At 45.5% G+C, this 14,742-nt stretch carries 12 protein-coding genes; 5 read left to right on the top strand and 7 right to left on the bottom strand.

Annotation, left to right across the window (positions count from 1 at the left end):
- Window positions 1-237 precede the first annotated feature (237 nt).
- Both COW15_RS20730 and COW15_RS20725 read right to left on the bottom strand, forming a co-directional pair.
- Window positions 238-1,398, bottom strand: a complete 1,161-nt coding sequence (locus tag COW15_RS20730; protein WP_293635697.1) for a lipase family protein — start codon at window positions 1,396-1,398, stop codon at window positions 238-240.
- Window positions 1,399-1,436: 38 nt separating this feature from the next.
- On the bottom strand, window positions 1,437-1,991 hold the full coding sequence (locus tag COW15_RS20725; RefSeq protein WP_293635695.1) for a DUF6795 domain-containing protein: 555 nt from the start codon (window positions 1,989-1,991) through the stop codon (window positions 1,437-1,439).
- Window positions 1,992-2,286: 295 nt separating this feature from the next.
- Here COW15_RS20725 and COW15_RS20720 point away from each other — a divergent pair, with 295 nt between their 5' ends.
- Window positions 2,287-2,574, top strand: coding sequence for a YciI family protein (locus tag COW15_RS20720; RefSeq protein ID WP_293635693.1), 288 nt, complete (start codon window positions 2,287-2,289; stop codon window positions 2,572-2,574).
- A 5-nt stretch (window positions 2,575-2,579) separates the two neighbouring features.
- On the opposite strand, the gene COW15_RS20715 is transcribed toward COW15_RS20720, so the two are convergent.
- Window positions 2,580-3,455: a universal stress protein gene (locus tag COW15_RS20715; protein ID WP_293635691.1), complete on the bottom strand. Its 876-nt coding sequence runs from the start codon at window positions 3,453-3,455 to the stop codon at window positions 2,580-2,582.
- Window positions 3,456-3,748: 293 nt separating this feature from the next.
- On the opposite strand from COW15_RS20715, the gene COW15_RS20710 reads away from it, so the two are divergent.
- Window positions 3,749-4,756: a class I SAM-dependent methyltransferase gene (locus tag COW15_RS20710; RefSeq protein ID WP_293635689.1), complete on the top strand. Its 1,008-nt coding sequence runs from the start codon at window positions 3,749-3,751 to the stop codon at window positions 4,754-4,756.
- Window positions 4,757-4,858: 102 nt separating this feature from the next.
- Here COW15_RS20710 and COW15_RS20705 read toward each other — a convergent pair whose 3' ends face one another.
- The 3 genes from COW15_RS20705 to COW15_RS20695 all read right to left on the bottom strand — a co-directional run bounded on the left by COW15_RS20705 (window position 4,859) and on the right by COW15_RS20695 (window position 8,739).
- Window positions 4,859-5,308, bottom strand: coding sequence for a carboxymuconolactone decarboxylase family protein (locus COW15_RS20705; protein WP_293635687.1), 450 nt, complete (start codon window positions 5,306-5,308; stop codon window positions 4,859-4,861).
- A gap of 37 nt (window positions 5,309-5,345) precedes the next feature.
- On the bottom strand, window positions 5,346-6,260 hold the full coding sequence (locus COW15_RS20700) for a helix-turn-helix domain-containing protein (protein ID WP_293635685.1): 915 nt from the start codon (window positions 6,258-6,260) through the stop codon (window positions 5,346-5,348).
- Between the two features lie 370 nt (window positions 6,261-6,630).
- Window positions 6,631-8,739, bottom strand: coding sequence for a glycoside hydrolase family 97 protein (locus COW15_RS20695; protein ID WP_293635683.1), 2,109 nt, complete (start codon window positions 8,737-8,739; stop codon window positions 6,631-6,633).
- A 255-nt stretch (window positions 8,740-8,994) separates the two neighbouring features.
- Here COW15_RS20695 and COW15_RS20690 point away from each other — a divergent pair, with 255 nt between their 5' ends.
- From COW15_RS20690 to COW15_RS20680, 3 genes are all read left to right on the top strand, one after another.
- Window positions 8,995-9,762 (top strand): tRNA (adenine(22)-N(1))-methyltransferase TrmK, encoded by a 768-nt coding sequence (locus COW15_RS20690; protein WP_293635681.1) that lies wholly within the window; start codon window positions 8,995-8,997, stop codon window positions 9,760-9,762.
- A 261-nt stretch (window positions 9,763-10,023) separates the two neighbouring features.
- Window positions 10,024-13,128, top strand: coding sequence for an EAL domain-containing protein (locus tag COW15_RS20685; protein ID WP_293635679.1), 3,105 nt, complete (start codon window positions 10,024-10,026; stop codon window positions 13,126-13,128).
- Window positions 13,129-13,196: 68 nt separating this feature from the next.
- Window positions 13,197-13,727 carry an NUDIX domain-containing protein gene (locus COW15_RS20680; protein ID WP_293635677.1) on the top strand — a complete coding sequence of 177 codons (531 nt, stop codon included), beginning with the start codon at window positions 13,197-13,199 and terminating at the stop codon, window positions 13,725-13,727.
- Between the two features lie 61 nt (window positions 13,728-13,788).
- Here COW15_RS20680 and COW15_RS20675 read toward each other — a convergent pair whose 3' ends face one another.
- Window positions 13,789-14,472: a hemolysin III family protein gene (locus tag COW15_RS20675; RefSeq protein WP_293635675.1), complete on the bottom strand. Its 684-nt coding sequence runs from the start codon at window positions 14,470-14,472 to the stop codon at window positions 13,789-13,791.
- Window positions 14,473-14,742: the final 270 nt, after the last annotated feature.

Genomic DNA, 14,742 nt, shown 5'->3' with positions numbered 1-14,742 from the left:
ATGGCGCGGTGGAGCCCTCAGGGAAGAGTGAATGGCGTGCCTGTGTGCGATACCCTACGATGTAGCATAATTAGGAGCAGTTATTTAGAGTATCGATTGGAATACTAATGAGAGTTGCCATGCTAACTAGGGTCTTATTTCTATGGTAGATAGGTCGTTTTACGGTGAGATTTTTTAAAATCAGGTTCATGACTAGATGTGGTTCTAGCCATGGACCTGATAAAAATATAGTTTCTATTATAAATTATCCATAGCTTGTCGTGCACTTTTATAGAGTGCGCCTATTGTTTTATCTAATACCCACTTTATAAATTTATACGATAACTCTGTTATTTCAGTCACTATTTGACCTGCGAACACCAGCATGTGTCCTAGTAAACCTTTAGTTTGTTCTCCAAACTTGACTGAGGCTTTAGCAATACTTTCAAGTGCTCTCGCTAGCAAATCATAGAACGTAAGGCCGGTGCCAATAGTAGCTTGTCCCATGACAGCCGCATAATATCCAGCATCTTTGAGAAGGGTAATTAAGCCTGCACTAATTCTATCGGCCCAATAGCCAGAGAATGATGCTTGATAGCGGTTTTGATAATCTAATCTTACCGTCGATAAATTGAGTGAAGATTTTTGTTGTAGATTCCTCCAGCTACTACTGTTTGCCGTATTAAGATACCCAGGGTTAGCGGATGTTGACATTTTATGTGCTTCAGGGCGAATGCCATCACCGGAGGCGAGTAATATTTCTGAACCTTGATAAGGTGCATGGACATAAGGCCAAAGTGGAACCATAGGAACTGGATCTGAAGCATGAGTGCAACGGAAAATCTTATCTATCGAATTGGTGCTTTTAATGGAGAAACTATCTAATCCAACTCTAGGGGCACCAAAGGAATAAAGGAATACTTTATTTTTATAACGATGTTTAACCCAATCAGCAGTTAAATGTGCAAGTGCCCCGCCAAGACTGTGGCCAACACAATGGACAATTCCAGATGATGATTTTGACAGCAAAGGGGTTAATGTACTTTCAAGTGCAGGTTTAATGCTCTGAAATGTTTTGTTGAAACCTGCATGGATCAGAGCATTATTATCTGCAACGGTTAAACCAAAATGCCCATCAGTTATGGCATCTTCTAGTCCGTCAGTGCCTCTTATAGAAATGACGTGGTCGTCTTTGAACTGTTCTTTACCTGTGCCAACAATAGCGAAACCTGTTTTTCGATTTAATAATCGAGAGAATATGCTTCCCGAAACCCCTTTAATGGGTCCGTTTGAAAGGTCAAAAGAAAAATTTCTTTCGACATCTGGAGAGTTTAAAGTATATCGTCCATTAATAGGGTCTTTAATATCGTAGGCTAAAGAGGCTAATTGTACTGCTATTTTGGGTGGCAGTGTTGGCATAGTAAATTCCTTTTAATAACATTTTCCAATGGGGTTAACTAAATCGGTTGTTCATTTACAAAGTGACAAATAGATTTAACTGGGTACGGAAAGTCTGGATGCTCATCATTCGTAAGGTAATAGCTCATTTCTGGAGAAGTTAACTCACAAACAAGATTGTTAAGTATTTCACTAAATTTTTTAATAGGTTTGACGCTGTCTGTCGTTGTTAACCAAAGCAGATAATCAGCATTGTTATAGTAAGCGAAAATAGCTTGCCTATTTCTTGTTTCATCTAACATTTTCCCTGGGCGACGAGAGCGAATATTGATCTCTGGGAAATGAAACTTGCCTTCCTTGTCTGTTGCTGTTTTATCAATATACACTTTGTCGTAATTGAGATTTCGCTCCACAGTGATCCCCTCAACAGGTAAACCGTTTAAGGTTATGACACCATGTACTTCAGGGGACAGGTGTACATCGTATTTCTTTAGAAAATCAAACATGTCTGCAATTACCTGTGTAGATATAAAAATAATAATAGTGCTAGCAATGACTTTGAATATAAATTTCCCGTGTTGACCAATGTTTTTCTTTGACGAAAATTTATTCATTTTTAATGTCTTATGCTTAAAAGGAATCTATGTGAAATCATTTCACAAGTCTTAGAATAAGACAAAATATTAGAGTAAGAGAATCGATGGTACAACAGTACTAAAGTGCTATATTTTGGTTGTTACCAATGTTGTGTAAGTGTTAGTGGGTGAGTGCTGGCGCTTGATTGGTTCAGGTGCTTTCTATTGAAATTTAGGCGGCGTTAGTTTAATGGTAAATTAACTTTTAAATTCATGATGAAGTCATACAAAAGTGATAGTATCAGATATTATGTTCTTATTAGAAAGGAGCCTTATGTTTGTTGTCTTGATTAGCTATAAAAAACCAATTGCCGAAGTGGAGTTACATTTAGCCGCGCACATTGCCTACCTTGATCAGTATTATGCCGCAGGGATTTTTGTCGCCTCGGGTCGTAAAGTACCACGTACTGGCGGCGTCATCCTCGCGAAGGCTGAGAGTCGCGCGGCGCTAGAGGCCATTTTGCAGCAAGATCCGTTCTGCATTGCCGATGTTGCCGAGTTTGAGGTGATAGAGTTTGTGCCAACTAAAACCGCGCCTGGATTAGAACAGTTATTAAGATAAGTTTCTTAATATAGTGTCTTTGTCATTGAATTAGTTGGTACAACAAGGACATTACTGCGCATACGACTGAGAATGGCTTCTGCGGTATTACCTAAGACATGACCTAAAAGCCCCTGTCGCTGACGGACACCTATCACAAGATAACGGCTTTTCAGGCGGCAAGAGAGTTCGAATAGGCATAATTCAGGATCACCTGCAATTAGATGAATATTTTCCGGTGCTAGTCCTAATGCTTTGAGTTTAACAGCATGTTTTTGATGGGCAGATGCAGTAATCTCATGGATATTGAGCACATCCATATCCCGTAATATGGGTGGAACGCGGATCACATGGGCTAAATGTAGCTGAGCATCAGTGGCATTGGCGAGCATTTTGGCTTGTGCGATCACCAAATCATTGAGGGATTGTTTTTGCGGATTGGTGGTATCGAGATCAACCGCCATCAAGATGGTATTTGCTTTATTCAAGGGATTGTCACAGAGCAGCATTAGGGGCACTGGAGTATGACGGATTAAATGCCAGTCAATCGGCAAATAGTGGTTTTTATTATCTATCCATTTGATAATCATATCAAAGTCGTGCTGAGCAGAGTAATGACACACATGTTCGTAGAGCACTTTACTCCACACCAAATGCAGAGGAACCCCACTCGCATCAATATTTTTTAGCTGCTCACGGACTTCCTCCTCTCGGCGTTTCATTAATGCTTGCTGTGCAACCGCAGCTAAGCGGGGATTATAGTATTCAGGGCCGGAGAAATATTCATAGCAATAGGCAAATACTTCTGGTTGTTTTTGAAGTTGATTAGCCAGTTTTATTCCTTCGCTAATGGTATCAGTATGCGTATTCCCATGTGGTGCAACGATAAACACTTTACTCATTTGTGTTTACTCCTCTTTTCATTGCTAATGGATCTTTGAGTTGATATTGAGATCATCGTTTTTAACTTGATTAAGTATAGTTATGATATGCAATATCCGAATATTGCTTCTGTGAAAGCGACCGAATATAGCGGCAATGGCATTGTCTAATCGAATTATGAACAATCGAACCAGAGTCTGCAATTTCGTGTTTCTTTGGATATTTATCCGATATTCTGCGGCCTAGTTTGCTATCATGCCGTTTTCCTTCTTGAAACCTTACGCAGGTTTCCGCTGTACGAGTCCCGCTTTTTATGTCTATTCAAACGCTGTTATCGACGGCTCTGGCGAAACGCCATGATTTTTTACAACAAGCAGAACAGGATCAAACCGATTGTTTTCGGGTGTTCCATGGCACAGTCGAAGGCGTGAGTGGCTTGAATGTCGACCGTTACGGCGATACTTGGCTAGTGCAGAGTTTTCATCAGACCTTAACCGACGAGGAGTTAGCCGATGTGAGTGCGGTTTTACTGCAACAGGTCGATTTGCCGATTGTGTATAACGACCGCTCATTAGGCAATTCCCGCGTATTGAACGCGTTATCACCGTCACTGACAGAGATTGCGAGTGCTGAGCGAGTTATGCAGGAAAATGGCATTAAGTTTAGCACTAAACTGCGCCATGAAGGGCAAGATCCACTGTTATTCCTCGATATGCGCATTGGCCGCGAATATGTGCGGGCAAACAGCAAAGATAAAACCGTGCTGAATTTGTTTTCCTACACTTGCGGCATTGGTACAGCGGCTGCCATGGGCGGCGCGACTCGGGTGATGAACGTCGATTTTTCTTCCTTTGCTTTAACCACGGGCAAGGCGAATGCGGCGTTAAATCAGGTGTCGAATGTGTGTGAGTTTGTCCAGAGCGATGCGTTTCCGGCCCTGCGCCAATTAGCTGGTTTGAGTGTGGGAGGGCGCCGTAATCAAAAATTACCGAGTTACCCTAAATTGCCGCAAACTCAATTTGATCTGGTGTTCCTCGATCCACCGCGTTATGCCAAGAGTGCTTTCGGTATTGTCGATTTGATCAATGATTATCAAGGATTATTTAAGCCCGCATTAATGGCGACCAAAGTCGGCGGCACTATCGTTTGTTGCAATAATGTCGCTAAAGTAGACCGACAAGATTGGTTCGATAGTCTAGTGCGCTGCGTTGAAAAACAAGGCCGCAGTGTCACAGCGCACACTTGGCTCGATCCCCATGAGGATTTCCCGTCATTCGATGATAATCATCCACTTAAAATTGTCGCGTTGACCTTAAGCTAACGGCATAGCAATACGAATGGCATAGAGATACGAACGACACAGTGATATCAACGAGCAGGGCACCCGATGCGGTACCCTGTTTATTTGTCCATTTATGTGCCGCTAGATGGGTTGCAGGTGGAAGGCAATCGCGACGCGGTTCCAGCCATTAATGGCAATGATTAAGCTGGTGAGGTCGACAATTTCTTTCTCGGAATAATGCTCTGCAAGCGCCGCATACTGACTGTCATGCACGGGCGCAGTAGCAACTTGGGTTAAGATTTCTGTCCAGAGTAGCGCTGCACGTTCCCGTTCATTAAAGAGTCCATCGACCTCCTGCCAAGCGGCAAGTAAATCTAAACGCAGCTGTTCTTCACCGTCGCTTCTGGCTTCCTCTGCGTGCATTCGCTGACAAAACGCGCAGCCATTGAGTTGCGATGCTCTAAGCTTGACTAAATGCACGAGTAATGGCGAAAAGTGGGAGTCAGCTGCCGCTTTATCTAGGCTTAACAGTGCCTTGGCGAGTGCGGGTTGTAGCTGATAAATTTGCTGGCGTGGTATACGTTCTGACATAAAAGCCTCCTATAAGCTGAGGCTTCAATCTAAGCGGTTAGCGCGACCTAGGATTGGAGATTTGCGACATTTTACGCTTTTTGTATTGTCCTGGTGTTTGCTGTGTCACCCGCACAAAGTGTTGATGTAGATGGGCTTGATCGTAAAATCCGCAGTCGAATGCGACCTGCACTAGGCTGAGGTTAGGTGATTGGCTGAGTAGATTTCGGGCGATTTTGACTCGGTTTAATTGCAGTAACTGCGCGGGTGACAATCCGGTTTCTTGTTTAAATCTTCGTTCAAACTGACGGCGGCTTAAGGGCAGTTGCCTATAGAAATCCTCTAAACTGGCTTGGGTTTGAATAAGCTTTGGTAAATTCGCCTGCACTAAGCCAACCATAGCGCTTTTATGTCGAGATAACACCGCACCAAATTGCTGCTGGGAGAGTTGCAACAACCAGTGCTCAAGTAGGGCAATGCGTTGGGCTGGCTGATTAGTTTCCGCCAGTTGTGATAGCAGTTGATCCAATCCCGTTAGTTGTAATTGCGTCGCATCAATAGCCGTCACTGATGCGGCAGACAGAATATCTTGCAGTTCAATGCCGAGTAAATGAAACGCGCCGCCGGGGTGAAAGCGAACTGTCATCAGCTCGATTCCTGGCAAAAAGGCGTGGGAATGTCGGCTCTGACCACAATGAAACAATACTTGAGGTTCTTCGCCGCTGAGTGTTTGAGTAAGCGTTGGCGTTGGGAAATAGAAATGCAGGCTAGTGCCGCCGTCCGGATAAAATGTCTGCTCAATGCTCTGGGGTAAATCCGTCGCTACGCGCAAATGAAAGTAGCGCTGCACCCAAGGGCGAAGTGGCGCTAAGGGTTGAAAATGGCTAAAGCCTAAGTGCGCGAGTTCGGTCTCGAAACGCTTAAAGCTGCGCATTTCTAATAAATTTGCCCTATATCGCACGCTAAATACCATAAGCAAGTAAAGGAAGGTCAGATTAATCTAACTGAAGCATTTTTGCACCTGTGTTGATTGTACGCATTCGCCTTGGACTGGCATGGTCTGTCTACGATGTGAGTGAGTTTGCGAGGGGATTTAAAGCCTGTGTATTCGGTTTATACCGATTTGTCGGCCAATGGGCACGAACTGAATCTAGGCCAACATCAACTAAGGCGCTTCGAGGAGGATTAACTTTTACGTTTTGTATTGGGATAAACAGGTGCTATCTGGCAATAAAACGTCACCAAGGACAAGGTACATCCTTGGTGACTTTCTGTTTTTTACTCTGTATTTTCACACACTCTTAAGCATTTAAGTTAATGCGCTGAACTTAACACGCTGAAATCTAAAGTGCTTTAAAGTGTATTGCCGTGCCGCCACTGCTGGCTAGCTGTAATGTCAGGCTATCCTTGGCGCTGACCTCTTTGGTTTCAATCACATAATCATAGGGATTGGTTTTCCAATCGGCGTTTGCGCCATCGCGGTAAATCTGCGCTTGATAACGTTTTTTGGGATCGAGGAAATCCAGTTTGACCGTGACCTTGCACGCGGTTTCATCCGTGAGTGCACCTAAGTACCAATCACCTTGATCCTTCGCTTGGCGGGCAAAGACCACATAGTCGCCAACTTCACCGGCAAGCGCGACACTCTGATACCAATCGGTGGGCACATCGCGGATAAATTGGAACGCATCTAAGTGCTTTTCATAATTGCGCGGTAAGTCTGCTGCCATTTGGATTGGACTATAGAGCACAACGTATAAGGCGAGCTGTTTGGTCAAGGTGGTCTGCACACGGTTTTCTGCATCCAACCCCTTAGGCGCTAAGTCAAAAATCCCTGGGGTAAAGTCCATTGGTCCTGCCAGCATACGGGTAAAGGGTAACATGGCCGTATGTTCAGGGCTGTTTGGTGGGCTACCCCAAGCATTGTACTCTTGGCCGCGGGCACCTTCGCGGGCGATCCAGTTCGGATAAGTTCGGCGCAGGCCTGTGTCTTTAATCGGCTCGTGGCTATTGATGCTGATATGGTGTTTCGCCGCCTCGGTAACGCTGTGCAAATACTCGCCCACCATAAATTGGCCGTCGTGCCATTCGTGGCGGGTGATGCCTTGGTCATCGATGCGCTTGATTTGGCCACCATCGGCGACATAGCCGGTTTTGACTTGGGTCACGCCGTATTTTTCATACAGGGCGAAGGCATCTGCCATTTGATCGCGATAATTCGTGACTGAGCCTGCGGTTTCGTGGTGGCCGATTAAACTCACCCCTTTTTTCGCGCCGTAGGCTGTGATGGCGGGCAGATCGAAATCGGCATAGGCCTTGGTAAAGCTAAATTGATCGCCATTGTGGAACCAGTCGCCATCCCAACCTTCATTCCAACCTTCTACCAATACACCATCAAACTGATATTTAGCGGCAAAATCCATATAGCGCTTTGTTTCACTGGTGGTGGCGCCGTGGGTTGGGCCCGAACCCCAGGTATTTTCATTTAAGTGCATTCCCCACCAGATACCGACGTATTTCCCCGGTTTTACCCAAGCAACATCGCCGAGTTTATTGGGCTCATTGAGGTTAAGGATAAGGTGGGAGTTGAGCAGCCCAGTTGCTTTGTCGGCAATTTGAATGGTGCGCCACGGCGTATAAAAGCCCACTTGGGTTTTGACGCGAATGCCATCGGACCAAGGCGTGAGATCGGCCTTAAGCTTGCCATCGCGCTGCTGATCTAAGGTCATGGCGGCAAAGTCAACCAAGGCGGCCTCGTGAATACTTAAGTGCGTACCGTCCGCGAGTTTAAAGGTGAAGGGCGTGTGGACTCTATCGACGTCTTTAAGCGCTGTGGTGCGATACAAATATTCGTAGCGATTCCAGCCACGGGCAGGGATCCACCAAGCGGTGGCTTTATCGGCTTGGCCGACATTGAACTCGGTTAACTCGTCTGTGATTGATAGCGGCGAATTGGCGGGCAGGGCGGCTTGTTGGGCTAAGTGATAGCGAAAGCCAATCCCATCGTCAAAGGCTTTAAACTCGACTTCGAGTTGCACCTTGTCGTTACTTAATACCGTTGTCAGTTGATTGTGCTGATCGCGGATCCATTCCTGCTCGCCCCAAGGTTGTTGCCACTTTTCATCGGCACTTTTTTTCTCGCTGCTTTTAATCTGTAATCCTTGACCGAGTTCACCAAGGGATTGAAAAACTAAGCCTAAGCGGCTCGGTTCTATGACAGTCTTACCGTGAAAATCGATTTTATATTCGGGACGGCCAGTATCGTCACTCAAGCTGATTTGAATGTGTTGGTTGGGTGAGCTGACGGTAACGGTTTTGGCAAATACGTTGGCACTAAAGGGACTAGTGACCGCAAGGGCGATAAGTGTGGGGCTGAATAGCGCTTGCGATAGCTTTTGGCGCGCTGAACGCGAGCCGGCAATTAACTGAGTAGGGTTCGTCTCGATGAACATTCCTTGATCCTTGTTTTTATAATGAATGTGACTCACAGCATACTAGTGGCGATGGCTTTTTAACCGCAACGGCCTGCATACGTATTCACCACATTAAGGCGTGGCGTAACAGAAGTGACGAGAAGCACTGCGAGGGCACGAACAAAAGATGTGGTTTGCGTTTGACTCGGGTAAAATGCGCGCTTTCTTTTTGCTTAAAAATGCAATTTAGCGTGGGATTTACAGTGTTAAAAGTTGCTGCAGTAAGGTCAAACCGTGAAAATTAGCCAACGTTTACAACAGATAAACAGCATGATCACTGGTCATTACGATCACATTTGGGATTGCTGCTGCGATCATGGTTTACTCGGTATGCTGTTGTTAGAAAGGAGCGCTGCCCACCAAGTGCACTTTGTCGATTGTGTCCCTTCACTGATGCAGGCGCTTGAACTGCGGTTGCAGCGTTTCTTTCCCGCTGACATACTAGGCCAAAATCTACACTTAAACCCACATTTAAACCCAGACATAGACCCAAACTTAAGTTGTCATATTCAGTGGCAAGTGCATTGCCTCGATGTTGCGGCTTTACCGCTCGCGCAAACCAATGACCAAGATAAGCAGTTGATTATCATCGCTGGTGTGGGTGGTGAATTGCTGGTGGAGCTAGTGCGGGCAATTGTTGCTGAGCACCCAGAGAAGCGTCTTGAGTTTATTTTGTGTCCCGTGCATCATAATTATTTTGTTAGGCAATCACTCTCTGAGTTAGGGTTAGGGCTTAAGTCGGAACACTTACTGGAAGAGAATCAACGTTTCTACGAAATCCTCCATGTTATCAATGACGGCAATGCTAACGACCATAGGATCAGTCCATCGGGATCGCTGATGTGGAACAATCTTCGAGGAGAGGAACTCGCTTTAGCTAGGCGTTATCTACATAAAGTGATTAGCCATTATCAACGTATGCCCGAAGATAAACGCCCCCTAAGCATCATTAACGCTTATCAACAGCAGCTTGAGCTTATTACAGGCACGTTTTTTACCTAGGCGTGTGATTTATCTAGATCTTTATACTTTTTTAGCGCTCGCTTTTTCATCAAAAAATGCTAAGTTTAGCTTGGTTAATAAAATTAATGATGTCGCTACTAGCTTAGTGGTAGCCTTAGTACAGGTTGACGAGTTAGTACAAAAATACGAGGAAACTACTGCATGTCACGATCCCTTAAGTAGATGTGGGCAATAACTCGATGAGTCGTGCAGACGATAAGGGAATCATCAATAATGGTAGAATGGGGGAATATCTAAACGATGCATAATTTTTCTCGATTCCAGTTCATCGTACTTGCAGTAGCAAGTTATGCTCTCCTCGCTTTAGGTTGGATTTATTTCTCAGATCTGCTTTTAATGTTTATGACGGATCAGGAAACCGTGTTTCGTTTTTCCCTCGCTAAGGGGATCTTCTTTGTCTTCACATCGGCATTAGTATTTATCTATGTGTTAAATGCGGTGCCCGATCGCCTTATAGCCCCGTCCCGCAGTGCCATTGAGCTGACCTTTCCCCGCTCAATACTGTTAGGGCAAAGCCCGTGGTTTCGCTATTGTGTTGCGGTTTTACTCCCATTACTCACCCTATGGTTTGTCCAATATTTACCCCTCGAATTGCAGACGCGTCTGCTCCTGCTAATTTTTACGTTACCTATCTCCTTAAGTGCCATTATCGGCGGTTTTGGTCCTGGTCTATTGGCGACCTTCATATCGACATTGAGTATGCATCTATTAATGATCGATATAGATAAATCCCAGAGTGAGGTGATCTTACCTTGGCGCATGGTGAGCCTGAGTATTAATGGCATTATCATCAGTGGGTTAAGTGGCTATCTCAGGGCGTCCTTACGTAAGTCTGATTTGAGCCATCAGTTGTTGGAATCCATGGTGTCCCAGACCACGGATGCCATTTTTGTCAAGGATTTGCAGGGGCGTTATGTGCTGGCCAATAATAGGGCTGCGGCATTTGTCGGTAAATCGATAAAGGACATGATTGGCCAGAATGATGAGGCGCTATTTGAACCCGCATCGGCGGCGCTGATCCGCGTTAAAGATCAAAAAGTGCTTAACGATAAGGCGGTGACAACCCATAAAGAGCACTTACTGCTTAATACTGGACCGGCGGTATTTCAGGTGACAAAGGGGCCAGTGTTGGATTCAAAAGGACTGGTTCGGGGCATCTTTGGTATCGCGCACGATATTACCGTGCAGGAACAAAATGCCGAGCGTCTGCGCCGTAGTGAGGCAAGTCTGAAGCAGGCACAACAATTATCCGGTATCGGCAGTTGGGAGTGGGATATAGTGACCAACACCCATACTTGGTCAGAACAAGTGTTTGCTATTTATGGATTAGCAGCAAAAGAGGCCTTAGATCTTGAGCAGGTCCAGTCACTCTTTACGGCCGAAAGCTGGCAAAAATTGAATCAAGCGGTCATGCACTGTTTAGCAACGGGCGATCCCTATGAATGCGAAGCCGAGCTAGTTGAGACTAAAACTTCAGTTTCTGCATGGATTATGGCCCGTGGTCAAGCGACGCTGGATGAGCAGGGTAAAGTGATTAAACTCCATGGCACAGTGCAGGACATTACTCAATCTCGCACGTTGCAACAGCAAATTGCCGCCCAAACTGCACTATTACAACGGGTGATCCAAGGCTCGGAGCAGGGATACTGGGACTGGAATGTCGCAACGGGTGAGGTGCAGGTCAGCCAAAAATTTGAAGCGATTCTAGGCTACTCAGCGGGTGAGCTCCAACTCACTGTACATAACTGGACCCTGTTTGTGCACCAAGATGATTGGGCGGATGTGAAAAGGATCGTGCGACAACATTTACGACGCCAGAGTGCGAGCATAGAACTGGAAGTGCGCTGCAGGAAAAAATCAGGGGATTTTTGCTGGGTGCTCTGTAAGGGGCGAGTGGTGGAGGTGGACAGTCGTGGCCGTCCCTTGATGATTTCAGGAACTCAATCGGATATTACTCAATTAAAAACTCACGAGGCAGAACTCGATAGGGTTGCAAACTATGATGTGCTCACGGGATTACCGAATCGGCGGCTACTCGTCGATAGGTTTAAACAGACGATTTCGCGGGTAAACCGTAATGGCAGCCTGTGCGCCGTGTGCTTTCTCGATCTTGATGGTTTTAAAGTGGTTAACGATCAATATGGCCATGATGTGGGCGATCAATTACTGATCGCGATAGTCGATCAGCTTTCACATATCATGCGTGAGCAAGATACTTTAGCACGGGTAGGGGGAGACGAATTTGTTGCATTATTTGAAATTGGTTCCGAAATCGAGTGTATTCAGATCCTTGAACGAATGCTGGGGGCGATAGATCAAACGATTTATCTTGGGGATAAGCCACTGCGTTTAACGGCAAGCATTGGCGTTAGCTTATATCCTGAGGACAATGTTGATCCCGATATTCTGCTGCGCCACGCCGACCATGCCATGTATATGGCTAAAGCGGCGGGTAAGAATTGTTTTCAAATGTTTGACCATGATGTCGAACGAAAAATGATCGCGAAAAGGCAATGGTTAGAGGAGCTAAAAGCCGCCTTTGCGAGACGGGAGTTTGTGCTTTTTTATCAACCTAAGGTCAACCTTGCCACAGGATATGTCATTGGGGCAGAAGCATTAATTCGCTGGTTACATCCACAACGGGGTATTTTGCCGCCTAGTGCCTTTTTACCCGATATCGAGGGCAGCGAACTTGAAATCCCCTTGGGCGAATGGGTTATTAATACGGCGATGGCGCAACTGCAAACTTGGTATCAAGGGGGGCGAAATATTAAGATCAGCGTTAATGTGAGTGCGCATCAACTCCTTGCCGATCACTTCTATGATTTTTTGAAACAAGCCTTGGCTAATTACCCCGATGTGCCAACGTCAGCCCTTGAACTCGAGATCCTCGAAAGCGCAGCCATAAAAGATATGGCCCTTGCCATTGAGATTTTAAATGAATGTGCCAGCCTTGGGGTGCATTTCTCCCTCGATGATTTTGGCACAGGTTATTCATCTTTGACTTATCTGCGTCAGCTCCCTATTTCAACCCTTAAGATAGATCAGAGCTTTGTCCGTGACATGCTGGAGGATCAGGACGACCTACGCATTGTCGAAGGCGTGGTTCGGCTTGCGAGCGTGTTCAATTTGGCCGTGATTGCCGAGGGAGTTGAGAGTATCGCCCATGGCATAAAACTGGCCGAACTTGGTTGCCAGATGTGTCAAGGCTATGGTATTGCACACCCTATGTATGCCGATGACTTTATAAACTGGTATGAAAATTGGCCCTTACAGCATGAACAAATGCAGCTGGGTTTAATGCATATAGCTGAGCCAATCTCTGTAAATGGCCGTTTCAAATGATAGATTATTTGATCTGCTTTTAAGGGAATTTCATTTATGCTTCGACTCTTTTAGATAATGGATTAGCTATGCGCCTGCTGAAATCGACCCAAAACCCCGCGATAAATTTACTCACGGCTCGAGTGTTTTACCGCCGAGCTGCCCGCGCGATTGTGTTATCGGGTGAAGACATTTTGTTGCTCTATACCCAAAAATACCGTGACTATAGCTTACCCGGTGGTGGGATAGACGACGGCGAGAACTTAGAAAACGGGCTGATCCGGGAATTGAAAGAAGAAACGGGGGCCATTAAGGTACAAGTGGGCGCGCCATTTGGCCGTTACGAAGAGTTTCGTCCTTGGTATCGCCAGGGGGCAAATGTGGTGCATATGGAGTCCTATTGCTATCAATGTGAAATCGACACTGACTTAGGCATAAGAGGACTGGGCGAACCTAGCTTTGAGGACCACGAAATTAAAAATGGCATGAGACCAGAATGGATCAATATTTATCGGGCCATTGCCCATAACGAAGATATTCAGCGCCATTTCCCAAACAAGGGGCAATCGATAGAGCGGGAAACATTTCTGTTGAAACTGATCGTCGAAGAACTGCTATAGGGGTGAACTTATTACCTCAGCCTCCCCTTATCGCGATAAGGAGAGGCTGAGGTAAAGCGTATTAGATTACCGTGAGATAGATGCAGAGAAAATGGCTCATCGCTCCTGCGAGTACAAATAAATGCCAGATTGCATGATTGAAGGGAATGCGTTTTCCCACGTAAAAAATGACCCCTAAAGTGTAAAATAGCCCGCCTAGAATCAATAAATTAAACCCCAGTTCAGTCATCGATGCTGTCAAATCGCCTATCACTGTGACACATAACCAGCCCATGGCGAGGTACAAGACTAAGCTTAGCTTTTTAAATTTGTGAATAAACAGCGTCTTAAATAGGATCCCGCCAACCGCCAGTGACCAAATCGCAGTGAGGATGACAGTTGATTGTGTTCCCTGCAGGCTAATGAGCATCAGCGGTGTATAAGTGCCTGCAATTAAACAGTAAATTGCACAGTGATCGGCGATCTTAAGTTTATGTTTCCAGCCTGAGTGGCTAACACTGTGGTATAAGGTCGAGCAGAGAAAAAGCACTATGATACTCGCACCATAAATGGCAACGCCCGTAAGTTGAGTTGGCGTTAGGTGATCTTGCCCCTTGAGTAACATCAGCACCAGTGCCGCTATGCCAGCGATAACGCCTAAGCCATGGGATACACTGTTGGCGATCTCTTCTTTAATACTGTATGGCCCAGATTTAGTTGGGATATTGGCTGGGTTTTGCTGTTCGATAACACTTTGACTCGACATGGTATATACACACTCGCAAACGATAATGACCGAGTCTATCAGTTAGAAAAATAAATCACCATATTTAAGCGTACACTTGTAAGCTTAATTTAATGGTTGGGGTATGCACTACGCTTGTAGCTGTTACATACGCGTTGAACTTTGCCCTGTTTGTCTCCTCTAATCTGCATTGAGCACTCGCAAGTAAATGCAATCATTAGATAATTCATTTTCAATATTCATTTACAAAGTGCATTCGTTTCACGTTAAGCATCATCGGTATCAATGAAT

The organism is Shewanella sp. CG12_big_fil_rev_8_21_14_0_65_47_15, assembly GCF_002783505.1.
GTDB lineage: Bacteria > Pseudomonadota > Gammaproteobacteria > Enterobacterales > Shewanellaceae > Shewanella.
The sequence above is the reverse complement of the archived record's forward strand: the minus strand, read 5'-3'. Positions and strand labels throughout refer to the sequence as shown.

Coding starts and splice junctions, on each gene's coding strand:
- COW15_RS20730 (WP_293635697.1), bottom strand. CDS start 1,398: ATGCCAACACTGCCACCCAAAATAGCAGTACAATTAGCCTCTTTAGCC.
- COW15_RS20725 (WP_293635695.1), bottom strand. CDS start 1,991: ATGAATAAATTTTCGTCAAAGAAAAACATTGGTCAACACGGGAAATTT.
- COW15_RS20720 (WP_293635693.1), top strand. CDS start 2,287: ATGTTTGTTGTCTTGATTAGCTATAAAAAACCAATTGCCGAAGTGGAG.
- COW15_RS20715 (WP_293635691.1), bottom strand. CDS start 3,455: ATGAGTAAAGTGTTTATCGTTGCACCACATGGGAATACGCATACTGAT.
- COW15_RS20710 (WP_293635689.1), top strand. CDS start 3,749: ATGTCTATTCAAACGCTGTTATCGACGGCTCTGGCGAAACGCCATGAT.
- COW15_RS20705 (WP_293635687.1), bottom strand. CDS start 5,308: ATGTCAGAACGTATACCACGCCAGCAAATTTATCAGCTACAACCCGCA.
- COW15_RS20700 (WP_293635685.1), bottom strand. CDS start 6,260: ATGGTATTTAGCGTGCGATATAGGGCAAATTTATTAGAAATGCGCAGC.
- COW15_RS20695 (WP_293635683.1), bottom strand. CDS start 8,739: ATGTTCATCGAGACGAACCCTACTCAGTTAATTGCCGGCTCGCGTTCA.
- COW15_RS20685 (WP_293635679.1), top strand. CDS start 10,024: ATGCATAATTTTTCTCGATTCCAGTTCATCGTACTTGCAGTAGCAAGT.
- COW15_RS20680 (WP_293635677.1), top strand. CDS start 13,197: ATGCGCCTGCTGAAATCGACCCAAAACCCCGCGATAAATTTACTCACG.
- COW15_RS20675 (WP_293635675.1), bottom strand. CDS start 14,472: ATGTCGAGTCAAAGTGTTATCGAACAGCAAAACCCAGCCAATATCCCA.